Annotated in this window: 21 protein-coding genes and 1 tRNA gene; 13 read left to right on the top strand and 9 right to left on the bottom strand. The window is 70.1% G+C overall.

Features of this window, described 5'->3' with window-relative positions; translation table 11 throughout:
• Window positions 1–32: 32 nt before the first annotated feature.
• A complete protein-coding gene (locus ABTZ59_RS02000; protein WP_249949504.1) occupies window positions 33–743 on the bottom strand; it encodes a helix-turn-helix transcriptional regulator in 711 nt (236 codons plus the stop codon).
• A gap of 295 nt (window positions 744–1,038) precedes the next feature.
• Here ABTZ59_RS02000 and ABTZ59_RS01995 point away from each other — a divergent pair, with 295 nt between their 5' ends.
• A complete protein-coding gene (locus ABTZ59_RS01995; protein WP_351388334.1) occupies window positions 1,039–1,500 on the top strand; it encodes an anthrone oxygenase family protein in 462 nt (153 codons plus the stop codon).
• A 98-nt stretch (window positions 1,501–1,598) separates the two neighbouring features.
• Here ABTZ59_RS01995 and ABTZ59_RS01990 read toward each other — a convergent pair whose 3' ends face one another.
• Window positions 1,599–2,297: an ATP-binding protein gene (locus tag ABTZ59_RS01990; protein ID WP_351388329.1), complete on the bottom strand. Its 699-nt coding sequence runs from the start codon at window positions 2,295–2,297 to the stop codon at window positions 1,599–1,601.
• A 199-nt stretch (window positions 2,298–2,496) separates the two neighbouring features.
• Between ABTZ59_RS01990 and ABTZ59_RS01985 the strand changes: the two genes are divergently transcribed.
• From ABTZ59_RS01985 to ABTZ59_RS01975, 3 genes are all read left to right on the top strand, one after another.
• Entirely contained in the window at window positions 2,497–3,357 is an 861-nt protein-coding gene (locus ABTZ59_RS01985; protein WP_351388324.1) for a Sco1979 family transcriptional regulator, read from the top strand.
• Complete coding sequence (locus ABTZ59_RS01980) at window positions 3,357–3,590, top strand: DUF397 domain-containing protein (RefSeq protein ID WP_351388318.1); 234 nt, start codon at window positions 3,357–3,359, stop codon at window positions 3,588–3,590. The genes ABTZ59_RS01985 and ABTZ59_RS01980 overlap by 1 nt, the downstream gene beginning before the upstream one ends.
• Before the next feature lie 157 nt (window positions 3,591–3,747).
• Window positions 3,748–4,566 (top strand): SAM-dependent methyltransferase, encoded by an 819-nt coding sequence (locus ABTZ59_RS01975; RefSeq protein ID WP_351388315.1) that lies wholly within the window; start codon window positions 3,748–3,750, stop codon window positions 4,564–4,566.
• A 52-nt stretch (window positions 4,567–4,618) separates the two neighbouring features.
• Here the strand turns inward: ABTZ59_RS01975 and ABTZ59_RS01970 are convergent, their stop codons facing one another.
• Window positions 4,619–5,563, bottom strand: a complete 945-nt coding sequence (locus ABTZ59_RS01970; protein ID WP_351388310.1) for a phosphotransferase enzyme family protein — start codon at window positions 5,561–5,563, stop codon at window positions 4,619–4,621.
• A 384-nt stretch (window positions 5,564–5,947) separates the two neighbouring features.
• Between ABTZ59_RS01970 and ABTZ59_RS01965 the strand changes: the two genes are divergently transcribed.
• Entirely contained in the window at window positions 5,948–6,436 is a 489-nt protein-coding gene (locus ABTZ59_RS01965) for a hypothetical protein (protein ID WP_351388304.1), read from the top strand.
• 94 nt (window positions 6,437–6,530) lie between these two features.
• Here the strand turns inward: ABTZ59_RS01965 and ABTZ59_RS01960 are convergent, their stop codons facing one another.
• The 4 genes from ABTZ59_RS01960 to ABTZ59_RS01945 form a co-directional block, all read right to left on the bottom strand.
• A complete protein-coding gene (locus tag ABTZ59_RS01960; RefSeq protein ID WP_351388301.1) occupies window positions 6,531–7,265 on the bottom strand; it encodes a fasciclin domain-containing protein in 735 nt (244 codons plus the stop codon).
• 203 nt (window positions 7,266–7,468) lie between these two features.
• The gene (locus ABTZ59_RS01955; protein ID WP_351388297.1) at window positions 7,469–8,809 is read right to left on the bottom strand and encodes a lysylphosphatidylglycerol synthase transmembrane domain-containing protein; all 1,341 of its coding nucleotides are present in this window, start codon (window positions 8,807–8,809) and stop codon (window positions 7,469–7,471) included.
• Window positions 8,810–8,988: 179 nt separating this feature from the next.
• The gene (locus ABTZ59_RS01950; RefSeq protein ID WP_351388294.1) at window positions 8,989–9,363 is read right to left on the bottom strand and encodes a hypothetical protein; all 375 of its coding nucleotides are present in this window, start codon (window positions 9,361–9,363) and stop codon (window positions 8,989–8,991) included.
• Between the two features lie 694 nt (window positions 9,364–10,057).
• Window positions 10,058–10,130 (bottom strand) — tRNA-Arg (locus ABTZ59_RS01945).
• Between the two features lie 317 nt (window positions 10,131–10,447).
• On the opposite strand from ABTZ59_RS01945, the gene ABTZ59_RS01940 reads away from it, so the two are divergent.
• The 7 genes from ABTZ59_RS01940 (at window position 10,448) to ABTZ59_RS01910 (ending at window position 19,556) form a co-directional block, all read left to right on the top strand.
• Window positions 10,448–12,046: a dynamin family protein gene (locus ABTZ59_RS01940; protein WP_351388779.1), complete on the top strand. Its 1,599-nt coding sequence runs from the start codon at window positions 10,448–10,450 to the stop codon at window positions 12,044–12,046.
• 236 nt (window positions 12,047–12,282) lie between these two features.
• Complete coding sequence (locus ABTZ59_RS01935; RefSeq protein WP_351388291.1) at window positions 12,283–14,226, top strand: GTPase; 1,944 nt, start codon at window positions 12,283–12,285, stop codon at window positions 14,224–14,226.
• A 103-nt stretch (window positions 14,227–14,329) separates the two neighbouring features.
• Window positions 14,330–14,887 (top strand): single-stranded DNA-binding protein, encoded by a 558-nt coding sequence (locus ABTZ59_RS01930; RefSeq protein ID WP_351388286.1) that lies wholly within the window; start codon window positions 14,330–14,332, stop codon window positions 14,885–14,887.
• 222 nt (window positions 14,888–15,109) lie between these two features.
• Window positions 15,110–16,531, top strand: a complete 1,422-nt coding sequence (locus ABTZ59_RS01925) for a Cys-Gln thioester bond-forming surface protein (RefSeq protein WP_351388281.1) — start codon at window positions 15,110–15,112, stop codon at window positions 16,529–16,531.
• A gap of 220 nt (window positions 16,532–16,751) precedes the next feature.
• Window positions 16,752–18,416 carry an energy-dependent translational throttle protein EttA gene (gene ettA, locus ABTZ59_RS01920; protein WP_351388272.1) on the top strand — a complete coding sequence of 555 codons (1,665 nt, stop codon included), beginning with the start codon at window positions 16,752–16,754 and terminating at the stop codon, window positions 18,414–18,416.
• Window position 18,417: 1 nt separating this feature from the next.
• Window positions 18,418–18,861, top strand: a complete 444-nt coding sequence (locus ABTZ59_RS01915; RefSeq protein WP_351388267.1) for an acyl-CoA thioesterase — start codon at window positions 18,418–18,420, stop codon at window positions 18,859–18,861.
• A complete protein-coding gene (locus ABTZ59_RS01910) occupies window positions 18,858–19,556 on the top strand; it encodes a DUF8010 domain-containing protein (protein ID WP_351388263.1) in 699 nt (232 codons plus the stop codon). Before ABTZ59_RS01915 ends, ABTZ59_RS01910 begins: the two co-directional genes overlap by 4 nt.
• Before the next feature lie 68 nt (window positions 19,557–19,624).
• On the opposite strand, the gene ABTZ59_RS01905 is transcribed toward ABTZ59_RS01910, so the two are convergent.
• Window positions 19,625–20,029, bottom strand: a complete 405-nt coding sequence (locus tag ABTZ59_RS01905; protein ID WP_351388261.1) for a globin — start codon at window positions 20,027–20,029, stop codon at window positions 19,625–19,627.
• A 156-nt stretch (window positions 20,030–20,185) separates the two neighbouring features.
• On the opposite strand from ABTZ59_RS01905, the gene ABTZ59_RS01900 reads away from it, so the two are divergent.
• Window positions 20,186–21,301, top strand: a complete 1,116-nt coding sequence (locus tag ABTZ59_RS01900) for a methyltransferase domain-containing protein (protein WP_351388258.1) — start codon at window positions 20,186–20,188, stop codon at window positions 21,299–21,301.
• On the opposite strand, the gene ABTZ59_RS01895 is transcribed toward ABTZ59_RS01900, so the two are convergent.
• Window positions 21,282–22,463 carry an FHA domain-containing protein gene (locus tag ABTZ59_RS01895; protein WP_351388256.1) on the bottom strand — a complete coding sequence of 394 codons (1,182 nt, stop codon included), beginning with the start codon at window positions 22,461–22,463 and terminating at the stop codon, window positions 21,282–21,284. The genes ABTZ59_RS01900 and ABTZ59_RS01895 overlap by 20 nt on opposite strands.
• Window positions 22,464–22,531 lie beyond the last annotated feature (68 nt).

Genomic DNA, 22,531 nt, shown 5'->3' with positions numbered 1-22,531 from the left:
GTCATCCCTGCCAGATCCGTGCTGGATCCGTGTTAGATCCACCCCCTTCGAGCCGCTTCCGCACCCGCCCGGAAGCGGCTCGTCGTGCCGAGGGCGGTGAGCAGATCGCCCACCCGACGGCTGTACGTACGGCTGGACATGCCCAGCCGGGTCGCGGCCGTCTCATCGGTGAGACCGGCGAGCAGCGCCTCCAGGACGGGCCTCAGATGTCCCGGCAGACCCCCGGGCGAGGGGAGCGCGGCGGTCGGCAGCTCCTCGCCCGTGTCCCACCACGTCTGGTGCGTACGGACCAGGGCCTGGACGACCACCGGATCGCGGATCAACAGCAGCCCGTGATAGTGGAGTTGGAGATCGAGAGGGACCGCGGCGACCGAGCGGTCCACCAGGACCATCTTGAACGGGATGGAGTCCGTCTGCCTGGCCCGGCCGGGCAGGTCCCGGGGGAGTGGATACGCAAGCCCGGCGAGCCCATGGCGCGGCACGATCCTGCGGACGCCGACCGCGCTCGACCGTCCGCGCGCTCTGCCTCCCGGGCCGCCGTCGTGCCAGCTCTGCTCGCCCGCCGCACGCACACAGGCACCGGCGAACTCAAGGAACTGCTCCGGGATGCACTGCCCCAGACAACTGCCCGGGTCGTCGAAGATCAGCAGCTCCCGGCGGGCGGACCGGACCAGTGCCGTCAGTGTCGCCGTCACCTCCCGCACGCCCTGGATCGGTCGGCCGGGCGGATGGGGCGTGTCCACCACGTCCTCCCGCGCTCCGCCCACCGGCAATGTCGACCTGTTGAGCACAGAACCCGAAACCTCTGCCACGGCTGACCACCCCCGCCATCCCCTCGGAGCCGTACGCCACTCCATGTACGCACATCATTGCTCACCGTGACAAGTGCCGGTACGGAGAGTGGCGACTCCATGCCAGAGCTTCCACAACCGGCCCATACTCCCGCAGTCTGGGTGATCGGCACCGATCGAACCGGTGTGATCGAGAAGCCCTCAAGAACCCTGCCCTGCCGGCCTTTCCGTGCGCCATGATGTGCGCATGGCCACTCTGCTGCTCGCTCTCGCCGCGATCTCCACGGGTCTGTTCGCGGGGTACTTCCTGATCTTCCAGACCGGCATCATGCCCGCCCTGGGCCGGTTGAACGACGAGCAGTTCGTCGCGGCCATGCGTCGGGTCAACGAGTACGTTCCCCGCCCGGTCTTCCTGCTCACCTTCCTCGCCGTGGTGGCGTTCCCGGCCGCGGCGCTCGCCGTACCCGTCGACGGGCGCTCGGACACACAGCGCTGGCTCCTGGTGGCCGGGCTGGTCTGCGCCGTCCTCAATCATCTGGTGACCATCGGCGGCAACGTACCGCTCAACAACGCGCTCGCCTCGGCCACTTCTTCACCCGACGGAGTGGCACGCGCGGCCTTCGAGTCCCGGTGGAACACCTTCCACCTGATCCGCACGCTCTTCTCCGTCGCGGCCTTCGCGCTGGTGGTCGGCGCCGCGCTCGCGTAATCCGCGGCGGCCCCGGGCCGGCCCGGCCGGACCGACCCGATCGGCAGACCCCTGTACTGCCGGTCGGGACGGCGGCAGCCCGCGTCCCGACACGCCGTTCAGATGCCGGATTCGTGACCGTGACTCAGCGGGAGCATCGCCCAGACCGTGCGCCCCACCCCGCCCTCGCGGGATCCGACGCCCCATGCCTCGGCCAGACTCTCCACCAGCAGCAGTCCACGCCCGTTCTCCGCGCGGAAGTCGGGGCTGCGGGGGGTCGGTCCCCCCTCCCGCGCACCCTGGTCGTGGACGTCGAGCCGTACATGCTCGGCGAGGAGGCGGACCTCACAACTGATCAGCGCGCTGGCCGTGTGGAGCACCGCGTTGGTGAACAGTTCGGAGACGACGAGAACGGCGACATCGCACAGATCCGTGTGGAGTCTCCACCGCTGAAGCTCATCACGGAGCCAGTGCCGCGCTCTGGAGACGGAGTCCCGCCGGCTGGGGAGCGTGAAGGCGCTTCTGTACGCGGGGTGCCGGCCGTGTTCGCGCAGGTCGTGCGCGTACGCCTCGTGCCCGTACGCGTCGTGCCCGTACGCGTCGTGCCCGTACGTCTCGTGCCCGTACGCGTCGTGCGGGTAGGCCTCGTGCCCGGGCGCCTCATGTCCGCAGGTGTCGTGCCGGTACGCCTCATGCCCATGCGTGTCATGACCGAAGGTGTCGTGACCGTGCGTACGCGCACGGAGGCCGGGGCCGGTTCCCTCGTCCCGTCGGCTGACCGAGGCACACCAGGCGCCCCAGGGGTGCCGAGCCCGCACCTGTAACTCCCCTGCGAGGGGCTGGGGTTGCTTGTGTGCACGGTGATCCGTGATGTGAGCCACGAGTTCACTATGAGCGTTGGCGGTCACAGGCCGCAACCGATCGTTCTGATAATTTCACAATGCTCCACATCTCTCTGGATAGAGCACCACTCACCTGTCAGACTCGATGAGATGAGTCGACGTCAGGAGACCCCACATGAGTGAGGCTCGTCCGGGAACCGCGCCCACCGTCCTCCGAATCGTGCTGGGCAAGCGGCTCGGGGCACTCCGCGAGAAAGCGGGGGTGTCTCGTGAGGCGGCGGCGAAAGTCCTGGATGTCGCTCCGCTGACCATTCGGCGTATGGAGAATTCCGAGGTCAGCCTCAAACTCCCCTATGTGCTGTTGCTGTTACAGGCGTACGGAGTCACGGAGAGCGAGGCCGAGGAGTTCGCCGAGCTGGTCAAGGTCGCGAACCGGCCCGGCTGGTGGCATCGCTATCGGGACGCGCTGCCGGGCTGGTTCAGCGCGTACATCAGCCTGGAGGATCAGGCCAGTCTGATCAGGACGTACGAACCCCACTATGTGCCGGGCCTGTTGCAGACCGAGGAGTACGCCCGCGGCGTGCTGCGGGCGGGCGCGCACCGTAACGCCGAGGAACTGGAGCGGCGCGTCGCGCTGCGCGTCAAGCGTCAGCAGCTGCTCACCAAGACACACGCGCCGTTTCTGTGGATTCTGATGGAAGAAGCGGTCCTGCGCAGACCCGTCGGCAATCCGGAGGTGATGCGGGCGCAGGTCGACCGGCTGCTGGAAACCACCGAGATCCCCAACGTCACCTTGCAGATCATGCCGTTCGCGATCGGACCGCATCTCGGGGCGTTCGGACCGTTCCATCTCTTCCGGTTCGACATACCCGAACTGCCCGATGTCGTCTACACCGAGAATCTCACCGGCGCCGTCTACATGGATCAGCGCCCCGATATCGCCGCCTATCTGGAAGTCCTGGACAATATGTCCGCCCGGGCGGCCCCCGTTGACGAAACCAGAGCTTTTCTCCTAGGGATACGCAAGGAGCTCTAATGCGGGAGATTTCCAACGGTATGCCGGCCGACGAACTGGGAACCGACGGCTGGGAGAAGCCGTGGAGCGGTCCCAACGGCGGCAGTTGCGTCGAGACGAAGAAGGTGGACGGCGAGCATGTCGCGATCCGCCAGTCGGCGGATCCGTCGGGGCCGACCCTGATCTGCACGGCGGCGGCCATGGCCGACTTCGTCGCAGGCGCCAAGAACGGTCTCGCCGACTTCCTGCTGTAGTCGCCACCTCTGCCGGGCCCGCCCGGCTATTCCCCGCTCCCCCCTCAGACACCCCGTCCCCCCAGCGAACCCCCACGGCCCTGAAGCCCCAAAGCTACAAAGCTCCAAAGCTCCAAAGCCCTCAAACCCCCCACGAGCCAGAAACGGACGGCCCCGCATGACGGACCTCGACCACCCGTCGGTAGACGAGATCGACACCACCAAGCCCCACCCGGCCCGTATGTACGACTTCTATCTCAACGGAAAGGACTACTACGAAGCCGACCAACTCGCCGCGGCCACCGTCGAGTCGGTCTTCCCCACCGTCAAGATCTGCGCGCGGACCAACCGCCGTTTCATGCACCGGGCGACCCGCTGGCTCGCGACCGAGGCAGGTATCCGGCAGTTCCTGGACATCGGTACGGGTATCCCCACCCGGCCCAATCTCCACCAGATAGCCCAGGAGGCCGCCCCGGACTCCCGTGTCGTGTACGTCGACAACGACCCGATCGTCCTGCGGCACGCCGAGGCCCTGATGCGCAGCTCGCCCGAGGGCCGTACCGCGTACATCCACGCCGACGTCCGGGAACCGAAGACCATCATCGAGTCGGAGCGGCTGCGGGACACGATCGACCTGACCCGCCCGGTCGCGCTGTCCCTCAACGCGCTGCTGCATTTCGTGCCGGACGAGTTCCGTCCGTACGAGACCGTCGGGTGTCTGGTCGACGTGCTGCCCTCCGGGAGCTACCTGGTTCTCTCCCACTGCACTCCGGACTTCGCCCCGGAGATGTGGGAGCGGGTGATCGGCGTGTACCACCGCGGCGGTATTCCCGCTCAGGTGCGCTCCCGGAGTGACGTCCTCCGTTTCTTTGACGGGCTGGATCTGGTCGAACCCGGCCTGGCGGTGCCGCATCGCTGGCGTCCGGACGGCGAACCGCAGGACGGCGCCACCGATGCGGCGGTCTCCATCTACGCGGGCGTGGCGCGCAAACCGTAGCGGCGGCCGGCACCACGCGCGCGCCGTCCGGTCACGCTCGTGTGCCGTCCGGTCATACGAACGCCCCCAGGGCGCCGTTCTCCAGACGGGCCAGCGTACGGAGCCCCCGGGCCGTGACGTCGTGTTCGCCATGGTCCGGCCCGTACGCGAGACAGCTCGCGGCGTCGAGCGCCGCCAGACACGGCAGTGCTTGGCGCTCCGCGTCGGTCAGCGGGCGGCCGTACCCGTGGAAGAACGCGGCGCGCAGATCGTCGCGGTCCTGCCAGGGGCCGCAGGCCAGCCGTACGAAGTCCTGTACGGCGGGGGCGTACCGGGACCGCTCGAAGTCGATGACCGCCAGCTGTCCCGACGCCTCCCGCGTCGATGCCCGCTGTCCTGGCACCGCCGGGCCGGTCCAGAGGGCGTTGCGCTCCTGCGCGTCGCCGTGGATATGGGCGGGCGCGAGCAGATCGGTCAGTTTCCGTACGTGGTCGGCCGAGCGGCGTACGAGCGCGCGCCGGCCCTCGGACATCAGGTCACCGGCGCGGGTGAGGTGGTGCTCGGCGTCGTCGGCCAGCCGTTCCAGCGCGGCCCTGGCCTCTCGCCGCCCGGCACCTGGCATTTTGTCCGTGCCGTGCAGTCGGCGCAGCAGTGCCCCGAACTGCCGGTGTGCCGAGCGGTGTTCCGGACCGGGGAGGGTGAGCCGTGATACGGGGGTGCCGGGCACGGCGGTCAGCAGCAGCGCCAGCTGTCGGGGGTCGGTCTCCACGAGCCGTGGGGCGCGGCCGAATCCCAGGGCGGGTACCGCGGACTGGTACCCGAAGGTCTCCCTCTCGTACAACGCGGCGCTCGCCGACTGTTTGACGAAGAAGTGCCGGCCGCGACTGTCGGTGACATCCCAGACCCGCGAGGTCTCGCGTGGGTGTGACGCGTCCAGGACGGCGGAGAGGGGCCCGACGACGTGTTCCGCCCAGACTCGCAGCGACGGCGGCAGGGACTTGGCGTGACCGTGACTCATGCGCCCCACCTCGGTGACGGTCGTGATGACAGATCCGTGGCGGCCGCGACGGGAAGCGCGGGAAGTACGGGAGGCGCGGGAGGCGCGGGGAGAGGGACGGGAACGAGAGGGACGGGAACGAGACGGGCGAGGGCGGGAACAGGTCGCATGATTCCTCCGGAGCGCGGGGTGTTGGAGTGGGCGCCCGGACAACGGCCCTGATCAAGGGCGTGTAACGGGGCACACCGGGGGAATCATAGAACAGATGTTCGATGAATTGGGGAGCGCCACGCGGCTTGATCTGCACCGTTGACGGCCAGGGGGCGAAACGGGAGGCTCGGCGCGGCAGCGTCCGACGAGGGCCAATTCGGACCTCGGGACAGCTGCAGGGGAGGGGTGGAGAACATGGTTGGGCGGAGAGTATCCCGATGCGCGTCGGCGGTGGCGCTGGTCGCCGCCGGGGCGGTCCTGTCCGTCGGCACGGCGGGCGCGGCACACGCGGCGGGCGGGGCTCCCGAGGCACCGGCGGCGCGAGCCGCCTCCGCGGGGAGCGTCGCGTTCAGTAGCGATCCCACGCCGGAGGAGCAGGAGCGGCTTCGGCAGATAGCCGGCGCCATTTGGAACGACTCGCTGGCCGCCGGCTGGAACATGAACAGCGATGTGGCGGCCGTTCTCTCGACGGCCACCGGCGAAATCCTGAAGTGCTCCGAGGCTTTCGCCCTCGTACCCCGTCCCGCGGGCTTCATTCCGGGACTGGGATATCTCGTCAACTACTGGAAGAACCTGCGTGACTATTTCCTCGTGGTCACCAACGACCGTACGTACGGCGTCTGCGTGAAGGCGACCGCGCTGAATTACCGCTCCGCCATCGAAATGGCCTCGGCGGGCATCTGACGCTCCTCGGCACGACGGATGGGCGGGCCCGGTCCACGAGCCCGCCCATCCGGGATGTGCGTACGACGATGTGCGTACGGCGAGGCGTGACGCGCTACTTCGGCGTCAGGACGGTGTCGATGGTGTACACCTTGGCGTTCGCCGTCTTGATGTTGCCGCACAGGATCTTCGCCGTGTCGTTCACCTTGAATGTCCGGTCGGACCCCGAGGTGGAGAGGGTCGTGCCCTCCCAGGTCGAGAAGACGCCGTTGGGAAGCTGGTCGGGGGCGACCTGCTTTTCCGCGATGTGGTACTTCACGACCTTCCTGAGCTGCGCCTCGTTGTTCTTGATCTGGTCGAGTTCCGCCGTCGAGAGCTTCTTGAACGCCTCGTTGGTCGGCACGAAGAGTGTGATGTCCTGCGCGGTGTTCAGCCTGTCGGTCAGCCCGGCCTTCTTCACCAGGGAGACGAACGTGCTGAAGTCCGGGTTGTGTGAAATGGCCGTCCCCACCGGCTCCTTGGCCATCTCGACGAAACTGCCGGCGCCGGTCTTCGGGATCGACGAGCATCCGGGACCGAACGGGACGGCCTCGTTGGGCACCGCGGTCTTGCTCGGCGAGGTGGACGGGCTGGGCGAGGGGGACTCGCTCGGCGACGCGGAGGCGCTCGGTGACGTGGGCTCGCCGGGCGACGTGGGCGCGCTGGGTGTCACGGGCGCGCTCGGCGGTGTGGGGGTGCCGGGCGCGGCGGGGTCCGCGATGGCCTGGGGTGCCAGGACGCCCAGGGAGACCGGGAGGGCCACCACGGCGGCAGCGGCCACGACGGTATTTCGGATGCGGGAGGACTTCATGGTTTCGATTCCTCTTCCTGTTGGGAGGAGGGCCCCGGCTCGGGCCCGAGAGGCGTCGATGGCGGCCGGGGCGGCCGGTCCTGTCGGTGGCGCGGGATGCCGGACGGGGCGTTCTCACCGGTCCAGCCGGTCAATCGGTCAAGCCACCGCATAAAGCGTAGCCGCACCGGGTGGATGTGAGCATCTTGAGAGGTATGACCAGGTCAGGCGCGGTTGTCGGCGGCGGACCCGCCGTTGGACTTGCCGTCGGAGCCGTCGTCGGATCCGCCGTGGGATCCGGATCCGGATCCGTCCTGGGGGCCGGTATCGGCACCGGGACCGGCGTGGCCGCGGCTCAGCGACAGTCCGAGCCCGCTCACCCAGCCGATCGGCTGGAGCACCCAGTAACTCAGCACCCGGTACAGGAGGGTGACGGCGATCGCCTGCTCGGTGCTCAGCCCGTACAGCACAAGTAGCGCCGTCAGGCTCGTCTCGACCACGCCGAGACCGCCCGGCGTGAGCCGCAGACTTCCGGCGAACTGCGTCAGCGCGTAGACGGCGAGAACGCCGTGCCACGGTACGGCGATCCCGAGACTCCACACGCACGCGACCAGACACGCGAGATCGAAACACCAGTTGAGCACGGCCAGCGACGACGGCCACAGCCACGGGCGTATCCCCGGCCTGGTGGTACGGACCTCTTGGCGCAGACGCGACAGCGCCCGCTCGATGTCCCACAGCCGTCGGGAGCGCAGTCCGATCCGCCGCCACACCCGCCGGGCCCGGCGCCTTACCCGGGGAAACCGGAAGAGGCCGGCCGCCACGCCCGCCACCAGGGCCGCCACGGCGGCGAGCCCGATGACCACCGGCCGTACCCCGGCGACCGGGCCCGACGAACCGGCCGCCAGTACGCCCACCATCAGGAGGACGAAGAGGCTCAGCCCGGACAGCAGCCCCGCGACCACCAGCACGGTCCCGGCGAGGACCTGCCCCGCGCCCCTGCGGCGGAACTGCCGGAACACCCACGCGGCCGCGAACGCCGCCCCACCGGGCAGCGCCCCCGCGATGGCGTTGGCCGCCAGCACGACGGCGCAGACGACCCGCAGCCGGATCCGCGCACCCCCCGCGCGCAGCAGCCAGTGCTGCACGGCCGCCAGACAGGCCAGGGAAGCCGCCTCGAACCCGGCGGCGATCAGCAGCCTGGGCAGCCGGACGTCATCGATGAGATGTACGGCGGTGACCAGTTCGTGGCGCCGGGTGAGTGTGACGACCACGGCGGCGGCCACCAGCAGGGCGGACACGGCCCACCAGAGCGGACGTACCGACGTGACCGCGGCGGCCAGGGCGTGTCGCGAGGCCCCCTTGTGCCCCCCGGGGCGGCCCGCCACGCTGTCCACGATACGACCCGGCAGGCTCTCCGGCCGGGAGACGCACTCCCCGGGGCCGCCGCACGGAATGCCAGGATCCGGTTCGTGGTACTGGGCCGTTCGGGTGTTGAGCGAGCCGTCGGCCAGCGGCTTCAGCGGACCTGTCGCCAGCCGTCCACCGGGGATCCCCCCCGGCATACGCCCCCCGCGCCCGCGCGTCGTTCATCTCGGTTTTCACTGACGACAGTTGGGCGGTGGCCCGTGGGTGCCGGATCACCGGGGACCTGACACCCGGTGATCCGGCGTGGCCGTGGGGGCAGGTCACTGAAGTGTGCCGCCGCGGCCGGCCGCATATGTTCGGTGGATTCGCGGAACCATCACAGACAGTTGGGAATTCCGGGGGTGAGCTTTTCGAGCTTGAAGCCGACGATCCACCTGTTCGGCTGCCCCTCAAGCTGGTACCAGGTGTATCCGCCGCCGCGGCCCTTGCACTTCAGATGGACCGTCTCCGTGTTGTAGATCAGCCCCCACTCCTCGGCGTTGAGGTGCTTGGCCTTGTGGACATTCGCGTTCTGGGGGCCCTTGATGACGCCGGTGTACACCGCCTGCGGCTCCATGGCACCACGAGGCGCTCCGGAGGCGGAGCCGGAGCCGGAGCTCTCTGTCTGTACGGCTGAGGCGATTCCCGTGCCGCCGACCGCGAGTACGGCGAGAATCGTGAGGACACCGGCCTTGCCGCGTAATCTACGCATGCTTCCCTCATTCCATTGACGGGGAATTTCCCTCGCCCTTTATGACACCTCGGAAAGCGCGCAGGGAAGAGGGAGAGAGCGCATGTCATCCGTACGAGTCCATGGCACCGTCGAATACGGCGTTCACGCGAGGAGAAAGCTCCGGCGCACGCCGGGAATCAATGTGATATTTGGCATTGCCTCGCCAAATCAATACGTAATCCGCTACGCATGATGTGATTCATTCTCCATGGCCCACGCAATCATGCCGGGCGGTCGCCGCGTCGCCGCGTCGCCGCGTCGAGTGCCGGGGGCCGAGGCCGGGGGCCGGGGAGCGACGGGTGCGACGGGGGCAACGGGGGTACGGGCACACCCGGGGCTGCCCGGTCGTTGTCGCGGTCCGGCCGGATCCCGTCGCGCCCCGACCTGCCGACGCCCTCGCACGCGACGCGCCGAGCGGTCCCGGCCGGCCGCGCGGGGCGCCGCGTGCGAGCGGGCGCCGGGGACGGACAGGGGCTCTGTCGCGGGCCCGGTCCTGGTGGTGTCGCGAAGGCGTCCGCGCGTGGCAGGGGTTCGGCGAGGCCGGGAAACAACCCCGGGCGTCGGCGTCGGTGGCGCCCGTGCTTACGCCAGCGCTACGCCGTACCCGCTAGGGTGCCTCTGACCTGCGGAAAGGCCCTCCCTTGGGGAGGGCCGTGCACCGCGCGTAGAAAAGCGCCCCCGGCAGGACTCGAACCTGCGGCCAAGTGCTTAGAAGGCACCTGCTCTATCCACTGAGCTACGGGGGCCGGGTGGTGGCCTCGGTATACCTGGAGCCCGGGTTGGGTGGTTCCGCGACCTTGCCGGGACAAGGATAGGGCTCCGATCACCTTGACCCGGTTGCTTCACGCCCGTGGCACGTTGTGGAGGTTCAGTGAAGCGAACCGATAATCGCAGGCAGGTGCGATTCACGCATCGCTTTTGGCCCTCGGCGCCCCGGGTGTTGTGCAGTCGTTATGCCTGTGCCCCACTCGTCCCGTCTGTCCCGAGTATGTGATCGGCGCGCAGAGATGTCCATACGCTTCAAAAAGGCTCCAAAATTGGGCATTCTTCGCATGTGGTGACCTTGGACGTACGGCCTCAGCTGATCGACGCACTCTCCGCACTGCGCGACCGTGTCGCTGCCGTGCGTCTTCCACTGCCTCTCACCGGGGCGCCGCGTGCCCGGCAGACCAGGGCCGAGCTGCTCGCGCAGCTTGACGACTACCTGCTGCCGCGGCTCAGGGACCCCGAAGCACCTCTTCTCGTGGTCGTCGGGGGATCCACCGGTGCTGGAAAGTCCACGCTCGTCAACTCCCTTGTGGGGCGGCGGGTCAGTGAGGCGGGGGTGCTCCGCCCCACCACACGTACCCCCGTTCTCGTCTGCCACCCCGATGACCACCACTGGTTCGCCGGGATGCGGGTGTTGCCGCACCTGACGCGCGTCTGGCTGCCGCAGCAGGAGGACGAAGGGGGGATGGGTACGGACGGCACGGGGCCCGTGGAGCAAAGCGCGCTGCGTATCGACACCGCGGCCGCACTGCCCCGCGGGCTCGCACTGCTCGACGCACCCGACATCGACTCGCTCGTGGTGGAGAACCGGCTGCTGGCCGCCGAGTTGATCTGCGCCGCTGACGTGTGGGTCATGGTGACCACCGCCTCCCGGTACGCGGACGCCGTGCCCTGGCATCTGCTCCGTACCGCGAAGGAGTACGACGCGTCCCTGGTCACGGTCCTCGATCGGGTGCCGCACCAGATGATCGACGAGGTGTCACGGCAGTACGCGGCGCTGCTGACCCGGGCCGGGCTCGGTGACGTACCGCGGTTCACCATCCCCGAACTGCCCGAGTCCGCGGGCGCCGGGCGGGGCCTGCTGCCCACCACCGCCGTCGCACCTCTGCTCGCCTGGCTGGCGCACCGGGTACAGGATCCGGCGGCTCGTCAGCAGGCCCTGGTGCGCACCGCGGCCGGGGTCATCGACTCGCTGAACGCGCGGATGCCGGAGCTGGCGGGGGCGGTGGCCGCGCAGTACGCCGCCGCCGTGCGGTTGACGGGCGCGGTCGAGGAGGCCTACGCGTCCGAGGGCGAGCGGGTGCGGCGGCAGCTCCAGCGCGGGGCCGTGCTCGCCGGGGACGCGCGCACGCGCTGGCGCGGCTACCCCCGGGACAGTTCGGCGCGTGAGCTGCTCGACTCACTGGTGGAGAGCATGGGCGCCCTCCTCCAGTGCGCGGTGGCCGCGGCCGAGGAACGGGTGGAGGAGGTATGGCAACGTGAGCCGGCCGCCGGGGCGCTGCCCATGCCGGGACCGGACGGCGAGACGGCGGAACGGGTCGGGATGGCCGTACGCCGCTGGCGGCGCGTCCTTGAGGAGTTGGCCGAGGAGGAGATCCGGCAGCTCGAACGGACTCCGGCGCCCGACGCCGAGACCGTCGCCGCCCTGCTCGCGGCGGCCCTGCTCGGCGGCCGGCGCGCCCGGCTCGCGGGGGAGCGGCTCGCGGAGCGGGTCGGGGCGCACGTGGCGCTGCGGCTGCGTGACCGGGGCGGCGAGTTGGTGACGACGTACATCGATCGCGTACTGCACGCGGAGCGCGACCGGCGGCTGGGACCCCTCGACGCGCTTGAGGTGACCCCGGAGCCACAGGCCGAGTTGATCGCCGCGCTGTCCGTACTCCAGAGGGAAAGGTGACCGATGTGTCTCAGGTGACTGATGTTGCTGATGAGGCCAACGAGATCGACAAAGTCAATGGGGTCGAAGAGTCCGGCAGGTCTCATGAGGCTGATGGAGCCGACAGAGATGACAGAGCTGACAGCGCTGGGGGAGCTGACAGCGCTGGGGGAGCTGACAGAGTCGGCCGGGCCGATAAGGCTCCTGAGAACGGAGTGGAGGGCGTCGAGGGTTCCATGGAACCCGGGAAGTCCGCGATGCTCGCGAAATTCATGAAGCCCGCGAAATTCATGAAGTCGGCGAGGTCCGTGGAATCCCATGGGCCCGACGTGGCCGTGGAGGTCCAAGAGGTCCAAGAGGCCCAAGGGGCACGTGAGTCCGCGGAGTACGCCGAGTCCGTGGAGTCCGTGGAGTACGCCACGTCCGCCGAATACTCCGAGCCGGTCGCGTTCCCCGCCCCCGACGAGTCCGGTCCCGCCGCGGGCAGCTGGGACGACGGGCTGATCGCCCGCCGCGCCTCCGAGAAGGACTCCCTGGACGGCCTCAGCGGCGTGAACGGCCTCGACGGCATTCCGGGCGCCGGTTCCGACGAGTCCGAGGCCCACACGCCCATCGGAGGCGCGTACGGCGGCTCGCTGCGCCTACGCCTCGATGCCCTGGGCGAGCTGGTGGGACTCTCGCGGACCCGGCTCGACGGGTCCGTACTCGCCGAGGCAGGGCGCGTACTGGACGAGGCGTCCGCCCGGCAGCGGCTCTCCTCGCGCCATACCGTCGTCGCCATCGCGGGAGCGACGGGCAGCGGCAAGTCGACGCTGTTCAACGCCCTGGCCGAGGTGCCCATCTCGGAGACGGGCCTGCGCAGGCCCACCACCTCCGCGCCCATCGCCTGCGTCTGGTCCGAGGGCGCGGCGGGGCTGCTCGACCGGCTGGCCATCCCCGGACGGCTGCGGCGCAAGCCGCTCGCGGGCGGGGACGGCGACGAGGAACTGCACGGCCTGGTCCTCGTCGATCTCCCCGACCACGACTCGGCCGTAGTCCGCCACCGTGAGCAGGTGGACCGGGTGCTCGCGCTCGTGGACGCGGTGATCTGGGTCGTCGACCCCGAGAAGTACGCGGACGCCGCGCTGCACGAGCGCTATCTGCGGCCGCTCGCCGGCCACGCGGAGATCACCTTCGTCGTGCTCAACCAGATCGACCGGCTGCCAGGCGAGGCCGCCGACCAGGTGCTCGACGATCTGCGCCGGCTGCTGGACGAGGACGGGATGGCCCTTGGCGAACACGGCGAGCCCGGCGCGACGGTGCTCGCGGTATCCGCGCTCAGCGGGCACGGCGTGGGCGAACTGCGCGAGCTGCTGGGGCGGTTTGTCCAGGAGCGGAACGCCGCGGAGCGGCGGCTGTCCGCCGATGTGGACGCGGCGGCGTGGCGGTTGCGGTCCGCGTATGTCGCCGAAGGGCGGGCAGGACTCGGCGAGCGCTCCCGCGAACAGTTCGCCGACCGGCTGGCCTGGGCGGTCGGGGCGGTGGCCGCGGGCCAGTCGGCGGAGCGTGCCTGGCGCAGGAACGCGGGCCGCGCGTGCGGGACACCCTGGCTGCGGCTGTGGCGGTGGTACGAGTCGACGCGGATGCCCGGCGGCAAGACGCAGCGGCCCCCGGCGATCGCGGAGGAGGAGCTGACGGCACGTCAGCGGGTCGAACAGGCCGTGCGTACGGTGGCGGAGGAGGCGTCCGCCGGGCTGCCCGGGCCCTGGGCGCACTCCGTACGCGAGGCGGCGGCACGGGGCGCGGAGGGGCTGCCCGAGGCGCTGGACGAACTGGCGATGACGGCGGCCACCCCGAGCAGCCGGCCGCCCCGGCCCGCCTGGTGGCCGGCGGCCGTGCTGGCACAGGCGTCCATGACGCTGCTTCAGATCTTCGGCGCGCTCTGGCTGGTGGGCCAGATCTTCGGCGTACTGGAACCGGGGCTGCTCCCGCCCGTGCTGGTGATGCTCGCCGGGATCGTCGGCGGGCCGTTCGTGGAGTGGGCGTGCGGGGCGGCCGCGATGGGGCCGGCGCGGCGGTACGGGCAGGACGCCGAGCGGCGGCTGCGTGAGGCGGCGGCGGCCTGTGGGCGGGCGAGGGTGCTGGACCCGATCTCGGCCGAGCTGATGCGCTACCGAGAGGTGCGGGAGCAGTACGTGACCGTTTCCCGCACGAGCGGGTGACGCGGTTTTCCACAACTCACAGGTAATACACAGGCGGCAGCGCATTCTTTCCATCCGGTCCAGCATGGGATCAGTCAATGCAGCCGGACGGGGAGAGGCCGTTATGAACGACACCGTGGTAACCGTGGTGGGGAATGTCGCAACAGGTGTGGAATTCAGGGAGTCGGCCACGGGCGGGGTGGCCCGTTTCCGATTCGCGGTGACGGGGCGCAGGTGGGACCGGCAGAAGAACGGCTGGGCCGACGGGCCCACGAGCTTCTACACGGTATGGGCGTGGCGGATGCTGGGGGCGAATCTGGCGGCCTCGGTCTCCGTCGGTGAGCCTCTGGTCGTGCACGGCCGATTGCGGGTGCGGGAGGACGAACGGGAAGGGCAGCGCCGGACGTCCGTGGAGATCGACGCGGTGGCGGTCGGACACGATCTGACGCGCGGGACCGCCGCGTTCAGGCGTGTGACCAGGGCCACTCCCTCCTTGACGGAGCGTCACAAGTCCACGACGGAGGGGGAGGAGCGAGGGCGGGCGCGGCCTCAGGGGCCGGATCGGGAGCGGCATCCGACGCGGCTTCACTTCTCGGACGGGCCACCGGACGGGGTGCGGGAGGAGGCGCCGGACGCGGCACCCGCCCGCGCGCTGGTGGTGGCGTCGACCGCGGTTTCCTGAGCGGAGGTTGTGGAGACATGTCGATATACCCGGTCGCATTGCATAGCTCTGTCGGAGTGTCGATAACGATTCCGATTCGGAACGGTTAGCAGAGTGCGTGAGTGGACTCCGGTGGTTCGCGCCGTCCATAGGATTCGCAGTACTCATGGGGCACTTGAGTCTGCCGGCGAGGCATCCCCCCACGCGTTCAACGCGGAAGAACCTCGCCCGAAGGGGAATTCTGTGTTTTCTGCGATATCTGCGTCATCCGTACGGAGGCGAGGCGCCGCCCGTCTCGCCGCCGCGGTTCTCGTCTCGGGTCTGGTGGCGATGGGCTCGGTGGCCGGCGCCGGCGCGGCCGCCGCCGACGAGGTCCCGCAGCACCAGGGCGGCGCCGCTGCCACCCTGGACGGACTGAAGACCTACGACGGCGCCGTGCTGCACACCGACGGCAAGGACCAGCAACTCCCCGCCGGACTGTTCGAGATGACCGTGGACGGCGGCGGCAAGCTCAAGACCTACTGCATCGACATCCACAACCCCACACAGGACCAGGCGAAGTACCTGGAGACCCCCTGGAACCAGACCTCGCTCGGTGCCAACAAGAACGCCGGCAAGATCCGCTGGATCCTGGAGCATTCCTACCCGCAGATAGACGACCTCTCGGCGCTCGCCCAGAGCGCGGAGACCGGGCCCCTCACCGAGAAGACGGCGGCGGCGGGCACCCAGGTCGCGATCTGGCGCTACTCGGACAACGCCGATGTCGACGCCAGCGACCCGGCGGCCGAGAAGCTCGCCGACTGGCTGGAGAAGAGCGCTCAGGACGCCGCCGAGCCCAAGGCGTCCCTCACCCTTGAGCCCGGCGCCGTCTCCGGCAAGGCCGGTGAGAAGCTCGGGCCGATCACCGTCCGCACCAACGCCGCCGGTGCCACCGTCACGCCGCCCGCCGACGCCGCCGCGAGCGGCGTCACGATCACGGACAAGGACGGCGCCCCGGTCACCACCGCCGTCAACGGCACGGAGCTGTACTTCGACGTGCCGTCCGACGCCTCCGACGGCACCGCCGAGCTCGGTGTGCAGGCCACCACCTCCGTACCGGTCGGCCGGGCCTTCGCCGGTGTGACCAAGAGCCAGACGCAGATCCTGGCCGGGTCCAGCGAGTCCACTGTCTCGGCGACGGCGACCGCGACATGGGCCGAGCAGGGCGCGATCCCCGCCGTGACCGCTCAGAAGAACTGCGCCGAGGGCGGCGTCGACATCACCGCCACCAACAAGGGCGACGAGCCGTTCGTGTTCGAGCTCAAGGGCACCGAGCACTCGGTCCCGGCCGGTGAGTCCAAGACCGTCACCGTTCCGGTCGGCGAGGACGAGGCGTACGACTTCACCATCACCGGGCCCGCCGGGTTCACCCAGAACTTCAAGGGCGTCCTGGACTGCCTGACCACCAGCGACTCGGGCCCCGTGACCCAGCAGGAGTCCGCGCAGCCCCTCCCGGCCTCGGCCGGCGGCTCCTCGGCGGCCACGGACAATCTCGCGGAGACCGGCTCCTCCAGCGCCACCCCGATCATCGCGGGCATCGCCATCGCGCTCGTGGTGCTCGGTGGCGGCGCCGTGTTCCTCCTCCGCAAGAAGAACGCCTCGACGCCTCCGGCTTCCGGAGAGTGAGGTATCTCTCGCGCTGAGTGAGATTCCCGGTCCCGTGGCCCCCGGTACGCACCCGCGTACCGGGGGCCACGGGCGTAAGACCGGGGGCCACGGGCGTGGGAGCCGTCCGGGGAGCGGTACTGGTTTCCATCAGGGGATGGACATGCGGCAAGATGGCGTGTATCTGCCCTCACGCGGCGGAGCCGCACATTGGCCCTTCTCGATTGCCGGACGGTTTCTCTTGGCTGAGTACATCTACACGATGCGCAAGGCGCGCAAGGCGCACGGCGACAAGGTCATCCTCGATGACGTGACGCAGAGCTTCCTGCCGGGCGCGAAGATCGGTGTGGTGGGTCCGAACGGCGCCGGTAAGTCCACTGTGCTGAAGATCATGGCGGGTCTGGAGCAGCCGTCCAACGGCGACGCGTTCCTGTCCCCGGGCTACACCGTCGGCATACTCCTCCAGGAACCGCCCCTGGACGAGTCCAAGACCGTGCTGCAGAACGTCCAGGACGGCGCGGCCGAGATCATGGGCAAGCTCACCCGCTTCAACGAAGTGGCCGAGCTGATGGCGACCGACTACTCCGACGCGCTGATGGAGGAGATGGGCAAGCTCCAGGAGGACCTCGACCACGCCAACGCGTGGGACCTGGACACCCAGCTCGAACAGGCCATGGACGCGCTCGGGTGCCCGCCCGGCGACTGGCCCGTCACCAACCTCTCCGGTGGTGAGCGCCGTCGCGTCGCGCTCTGCAAGCTGCTGCTCGAAGCCCCCGACCTGCTGCTCCTCGACGAGCCCACCAACCACCTGGACGCCGAGTCCGTGCAGTGGCTGGAGCAGCACCTCGCCAAGTACCCCGGCACCATCGTCGCCGTCACCCACGACCGGTACTTCCTCGACAATGTCGCCGGATGGATCTGCGAGGTCGACCGCGGCCGTCTCCACGGTTACGAGGGCAACTACTCCAAGTACCTGGAGACCAAGCAGGCCCGTCTCAAGGTCGAGGGCCAGAAGGACGCCAAGCGCGCCAAGCGGCTCAAGGACGAGCTGGAGTGGGTGCGGTCGAACGCCAAGGGGCGCCAGGCCAAGTCCAAGGCCCGACTGGCCCGTTACGAGGAGATGGCCGCCGAGGCCGACAAGATGCGGAAGCTGGACTTCGAGGAGATCCAGATCCCGCCGGGCCCCCGGCTCGGCAGCGTCGTCGTCGAGGTGGAGAACCTCTCCAAGGCGTTCGGCGAGAAGGTGCTGATCGACGACCTGTCGTTCTCGCTCCCGCGCAACGGCATCGTCGGGGTCATCGGCCCCAACGGCGCCGGCAAGACCACGCTCTTCAAGATGATCCAGGGCCTGGAGGAGCCGGACTCGGGCTCCATCAAGGTCGGCGACACCGTCAAGATCAGCTATGCCGACCAGGGTCGCGACAACATCGACCCGAAGCGGACGCTGTGGGCGGTCGTCTCCGACGAGCTGGACTACATCAATGTCGGCAATGTCGAGATGCCCTCGCGCGCCTATGTCTCCGCCTTCGGCTTCAAGGGCCCGGACCAGCAGAAGCCGGCCGGTGTGCTCTCCGGCGGTGAGCGCAACCGGCTGAACCTGGCGCTGACCCTCAAGCAGGGCGGCAATCTGCTGCTTCTCGACGAGCCGACGAACGACCTGGACGTCGAGACACTGTCCTCGCTGGAGAACGCGCTGCTGGAGTTCCCCGGCGCGGCCGTGGTCGTCTCCCACGACCGGTGGTTCCTGGACAGGGTCGCCACGCACATCCTGGCGTACGAGGGCGAATCCAAGTGGTTCTGGTTCGAGGGCAACTTCGAGTCGTACGAGAAGAACAAGGTCGAGCGGCTCGGCGCGGACGCCGCCCGTCCGCACCGCGCCACCTACAAGAAGCTGACGCGAGGCTGAGATGGCCCGCCACTACTACAGCTGCCCGCTGCGCTGGTCGGACATGGACGCCTTCGGGCATGTCAACAACGCGGTCTTCATCAGTTATCTGGAGGAGGCCCGGATCGACTTCATGTTCCGGCTGGCGCCGGGGGACGGCTCGCCGTCCTTCTCCGGCGGGTCCGTGGTGGCCCGGCACGAGATCGACTACAAGCGGCCGTTGGTCCACCGGCACGAGCCGGTGACCATCGAGTCGTGGGTGACGAAGATCAACGCCGCGTCGCTGACGATCGCGTACGAGATCAAGGACGGTGACGACGCCGACCAGGTGTATGTGCGGGCCTCGACCGTCGTCGTGCCGTACGACCTGGCGGCCGGGCGGCCCCGGCGGATCACCGAGGAGGAGAGGACGCATCTCCTGAAGTACCTCGACGACGCCCAGGACAAGGACGCGCTCGCGGCATGACCGGGCCCGAACGGACAGTGGAGTTCGCCGACGCGCGGGAGGCGGCCGATCTCGGCGCCTTCCTCGCCCGGCTGATCCACTACGACCGCGCCGCCGCCGTAAGGCTCCAGGCCGGGGGCGGCGCGCTCGCCGTCTTCGGCCGGCCGGCGTCCTTCGAGGTGCTCGCCATCCGTACGGCCAGACTGGCCGCGCCGTACGCGTTCGATGTCACCGTCTCGGCCGGGGAACTCCTCGAAGCGATCGACGAGACGGCGGGCAGCGTGGTCGTCCCGGCAGCCGTCACCGGCCCGCCCTGGGCCGGGGTGCTGCCACCGCGCGGCGGCTGGCGGCAGGTGCCGGGGCTGCCGGGCACGGACGCCATGCGCCGTGCGCTGACCGTCGCGGTCGCCGAATTCCGGTCCCGCGACGAACGGTTGACGCCCGGCGACGGGACGCGCGCGGAACGCGACCGGATCGGCCGGGAGATCTGGTCCCGGACCCTCGGTGACACCCATCTGCCGCTGCGGGCGGTACACGCGGCGCGGTCGCTGGGGTTCCTGCGGCCGGTCCGCGCCATGGTGCCGGCCTCAGCGCCCGTCGAGGAACAGCCGGTGGCGCTGCTGGAGTCGGGCAGCTGGCTTCGGCTTCGCACGCCGTACGGCTCGATCGCGGTGCGGCGCGCGGGCATCGGCGGCCTGACGGTCACCCCGGTCTGAACGGGCCCCTGGGGACCGGGGAGATCGCGGACGCGCGGGATCGGTGCGACCGGAGAGGGGGGGAGGGGTCAGCCCGGCGTGTTCACCATCGAGGCGGCGGCGTACGTGAGGTAGTCCCACAGCTGCCGCTGGTGCGCCTCCGAGAGCCCCAGCTCCTCTACGGCCACCCGCATGTGCTTGAGCCAGGCGTCGTGCGCGGCGCTGTCCACCGTGAACGGGGCGTGGCGCATCCTCAGCCGCGGGTGGCCGCGGTTGTCGCTGTAGGTGCGGGGACCGCCCCAGTACTGCATCAGGAAGAGCACGAGCCGCTCCTCGGCGGGGCCCAGATCCTCCTCGGGGTACATCGGCCGCAGCAGCGGATCCTCGGCCACCCCCTGGTAGAACCGGTGGACCAGGCGCCGGAAGGTCTCCTCGCCGCCGACCTGCTCGTAGAAGGTCTGCTCCTGAAGCGTGCCTCGCGGAATCTCGTTCACCTGTCCATGGTCTCAGACGGACCGGCGGAGGACCTCAGCCCTAGGCCCTTTCCTCCATGTCCGGCGCCAGTCCGCCTCCTCGGGCCCTGTCCGATAGTGGCGCGCAGATGCCAAGGCCCACTCGCATCCGGGCCGCTCACCCAGGACAGTGGAGGGATGGGCGCACACCGGGAGGACGTGTACGGGCCGGACGAGGCGGACGTCGCCGACGCACGCGCCGGACTGATCCGGGAGATCGCACTGACCGGGGCGCTCGACGACCCGGCCTGGCGGGCCGCGTTCGAGGCGGTACCGCGCCATCTCTTCGTGCCGTACTACTTCGTCGGCAGGCCCGGCGGCTACGACCGGCTGTGGAGCGGCGACCCCGACCCGGCGCGGCGCCGGCGCTGGCTGCGCGGGGCGTACGCGGACGGGCCGCTCGCGACCCGGGTGCGCGACGGCGAGTTGATCTCCTCAAGCAGCCAGCCCTCGCTCATGGCCCGGATGCTGGGGGAACTGGATGTACGGGACGGGGACCGCGTCCTGGAGATCGGCGCGGGCAGTGGCTACAACGCGGCCCTTCTCTGTCACCGGCTGGGCGACGAACTCGTCACCACCGTCGATGTCGATCCGGAGATCACCGAGTCGGCCCGGAGCCATCTCGCCACGGCCGGTTACCGGCCCGCCGTCATCACCGGTGACGGCGCGCGCGGCTGCCCGGAGCGCGCTCCGTTCGACCGGATCATCGCGACCTGCACCCTTCCGTCGGTGCCGACGTCCTGGTTGGCGCAGTGCCGGCCGGGGGCACGGATCCTCGCTCCGCTCGCCACCGGGCTGATCAGCCTTGTCGTCGGCGGTGGACCCCACGGGAACGGGACCCACGGGAACGGGACCCAGGGGAACGGAACCCACGGAAACGGCGCACATGGTGGTGGGGGAGGACGCGGCGAAGGGGAGCGCGGCACGTGTGCGGAAGGGCACTTCCTGAACACCGCCGCCTACTTCGTACCGCTGCGCGGCGTGCCGGGGAGCAGGGCCCTGGCACGCCGGCCCCTCGGCGGACTGCCGAGACGCGCGAGCGAGAACGAACTCTTCCGCTTCCTGCTGACCCTGACCGCGGGCAGCCTGGATCCGCACGAGGCGCTCTCCCTCTGGGAGCGAGAGCGCCGCCCGGAACGGGACCGGTTCGGCGTCACCATCACCGGCGGCCGCCAGTGGGCCTGGCTGGACGACCCCGCGGGGCCGTATGTGTGGCCCCTCAGCCCCGGTGGGGTCAGCCTCGACGGATCGTGATCGTCGTCCAGGCGCCGACATGCACCCGGTCGCCGTCCTTGAGCGGGACGGGGACATAGGGCTGTATCGGGTCCTCGGCGCCATTGATCGTGGTGCCGTTGGTGGAGTTCTGGTCGACCACGGCCCAGCTGCCGTCCGGCTGGTGCACCAGGACCGCGTGCTGATGCGAGACGCCCGGGTCCTCCGGCGGGACCGACAGATCGATCTCCGGTGACTCACCGGTGGAGTGCCGACGGCGGCCGATGGTGACCTGGTTCCCGGCCAGCGGCAGCCGCTGCTCGGGGGAGTACGCGGGCAGATTCAGCCCGGTGGCCTCGGGGCCGCTGCGCTGCATCATCGCCATGAAGTACTCACGGTCGGGGCCGATGACCGCGGTCCAGCCGGCCGCCGGCTGCTGGTACTGCCGCATCGGGTCGTGCTGCTGGGGCACCTGGGCCCGCGCGTGTGCCTGGGACTGCTGTGACGACTGCGACGGCACGTGCTGCTGCGATCCCGGGGCCGCCGGCTGGGCCGGTGCCGATGCCGCCGAGGGCGGCGGCAGCATCCAGTCGTCGTCACCGGCCGGCCGCGTCGGAGAGGGCGCCTGCGGAGCGGCGGACTGCTGCTGGAAGGCGGGTGGCGGCGGCGGTCCCTGCTGCTGATACGGCGGCGGGGGCGGCGGCCCCTGCTGGTGCGGGTTCCCCGGCGGGGGCGGCGACGTCGCGGAAGGCGGAGACGGCGGCTCGGGCGACAGCGGCTCGGCGGGCCGGTTCAGCTGTGACGGGCGCGAGCTCTGGTACTCGTACGGATCCGCCGGCGGCCGGGGCGGCTGCTGGGCCTGGAAGCCCGGCGGCAGGTTCAGCCCGGGCACGGGGCCGCCGGGGCCCGGCTGCTGCGGAGCCAGCGGGGTGTACGACGTCGCCGTGTTCGTCAGGAAGTTCCAGCGGCACTCCTCGCAGAACGGAGCCATCGGCTCGCGCGGAGTGCGGCACTGCGGGCACAGCTCGGCCTGGACGGTGGCGCTGGGCCCCGGCCCCGGGGGGTAGCCGTAGCCCGGCGCGGGCGGCGGGGGAGGCGGCGGCGGTACGGCACCCGTGGGAGCGCCGGGTCCGGCCATGCGATGGCCGCAGACCTCGCACCAGTCGTCGGAACCCGACTGGTGTCCGTTCGGGCAGGTCGGCATGTCGGCGCTTCCCCCTCTCCTCGTTCGGCCCGCAGGCCGCTGTTCTCTGTGTCTCCGGGCCGCGGACT

The sequence above is a fragment of the Streptomyces sp. NPDC094034 genome (genome assembly GCF_040303865.1).
Taxonomy (GTDB): domain Bacteria; phylum Actinomycetota; class Actinomycetes; order Streptomycetales; family Streptomycetaceae; genus Streptomyces.
Note: the sequence above shows the minus strand (reverse complement) of the source record. Positions and strands in the feature narration are given on the sequence as shown.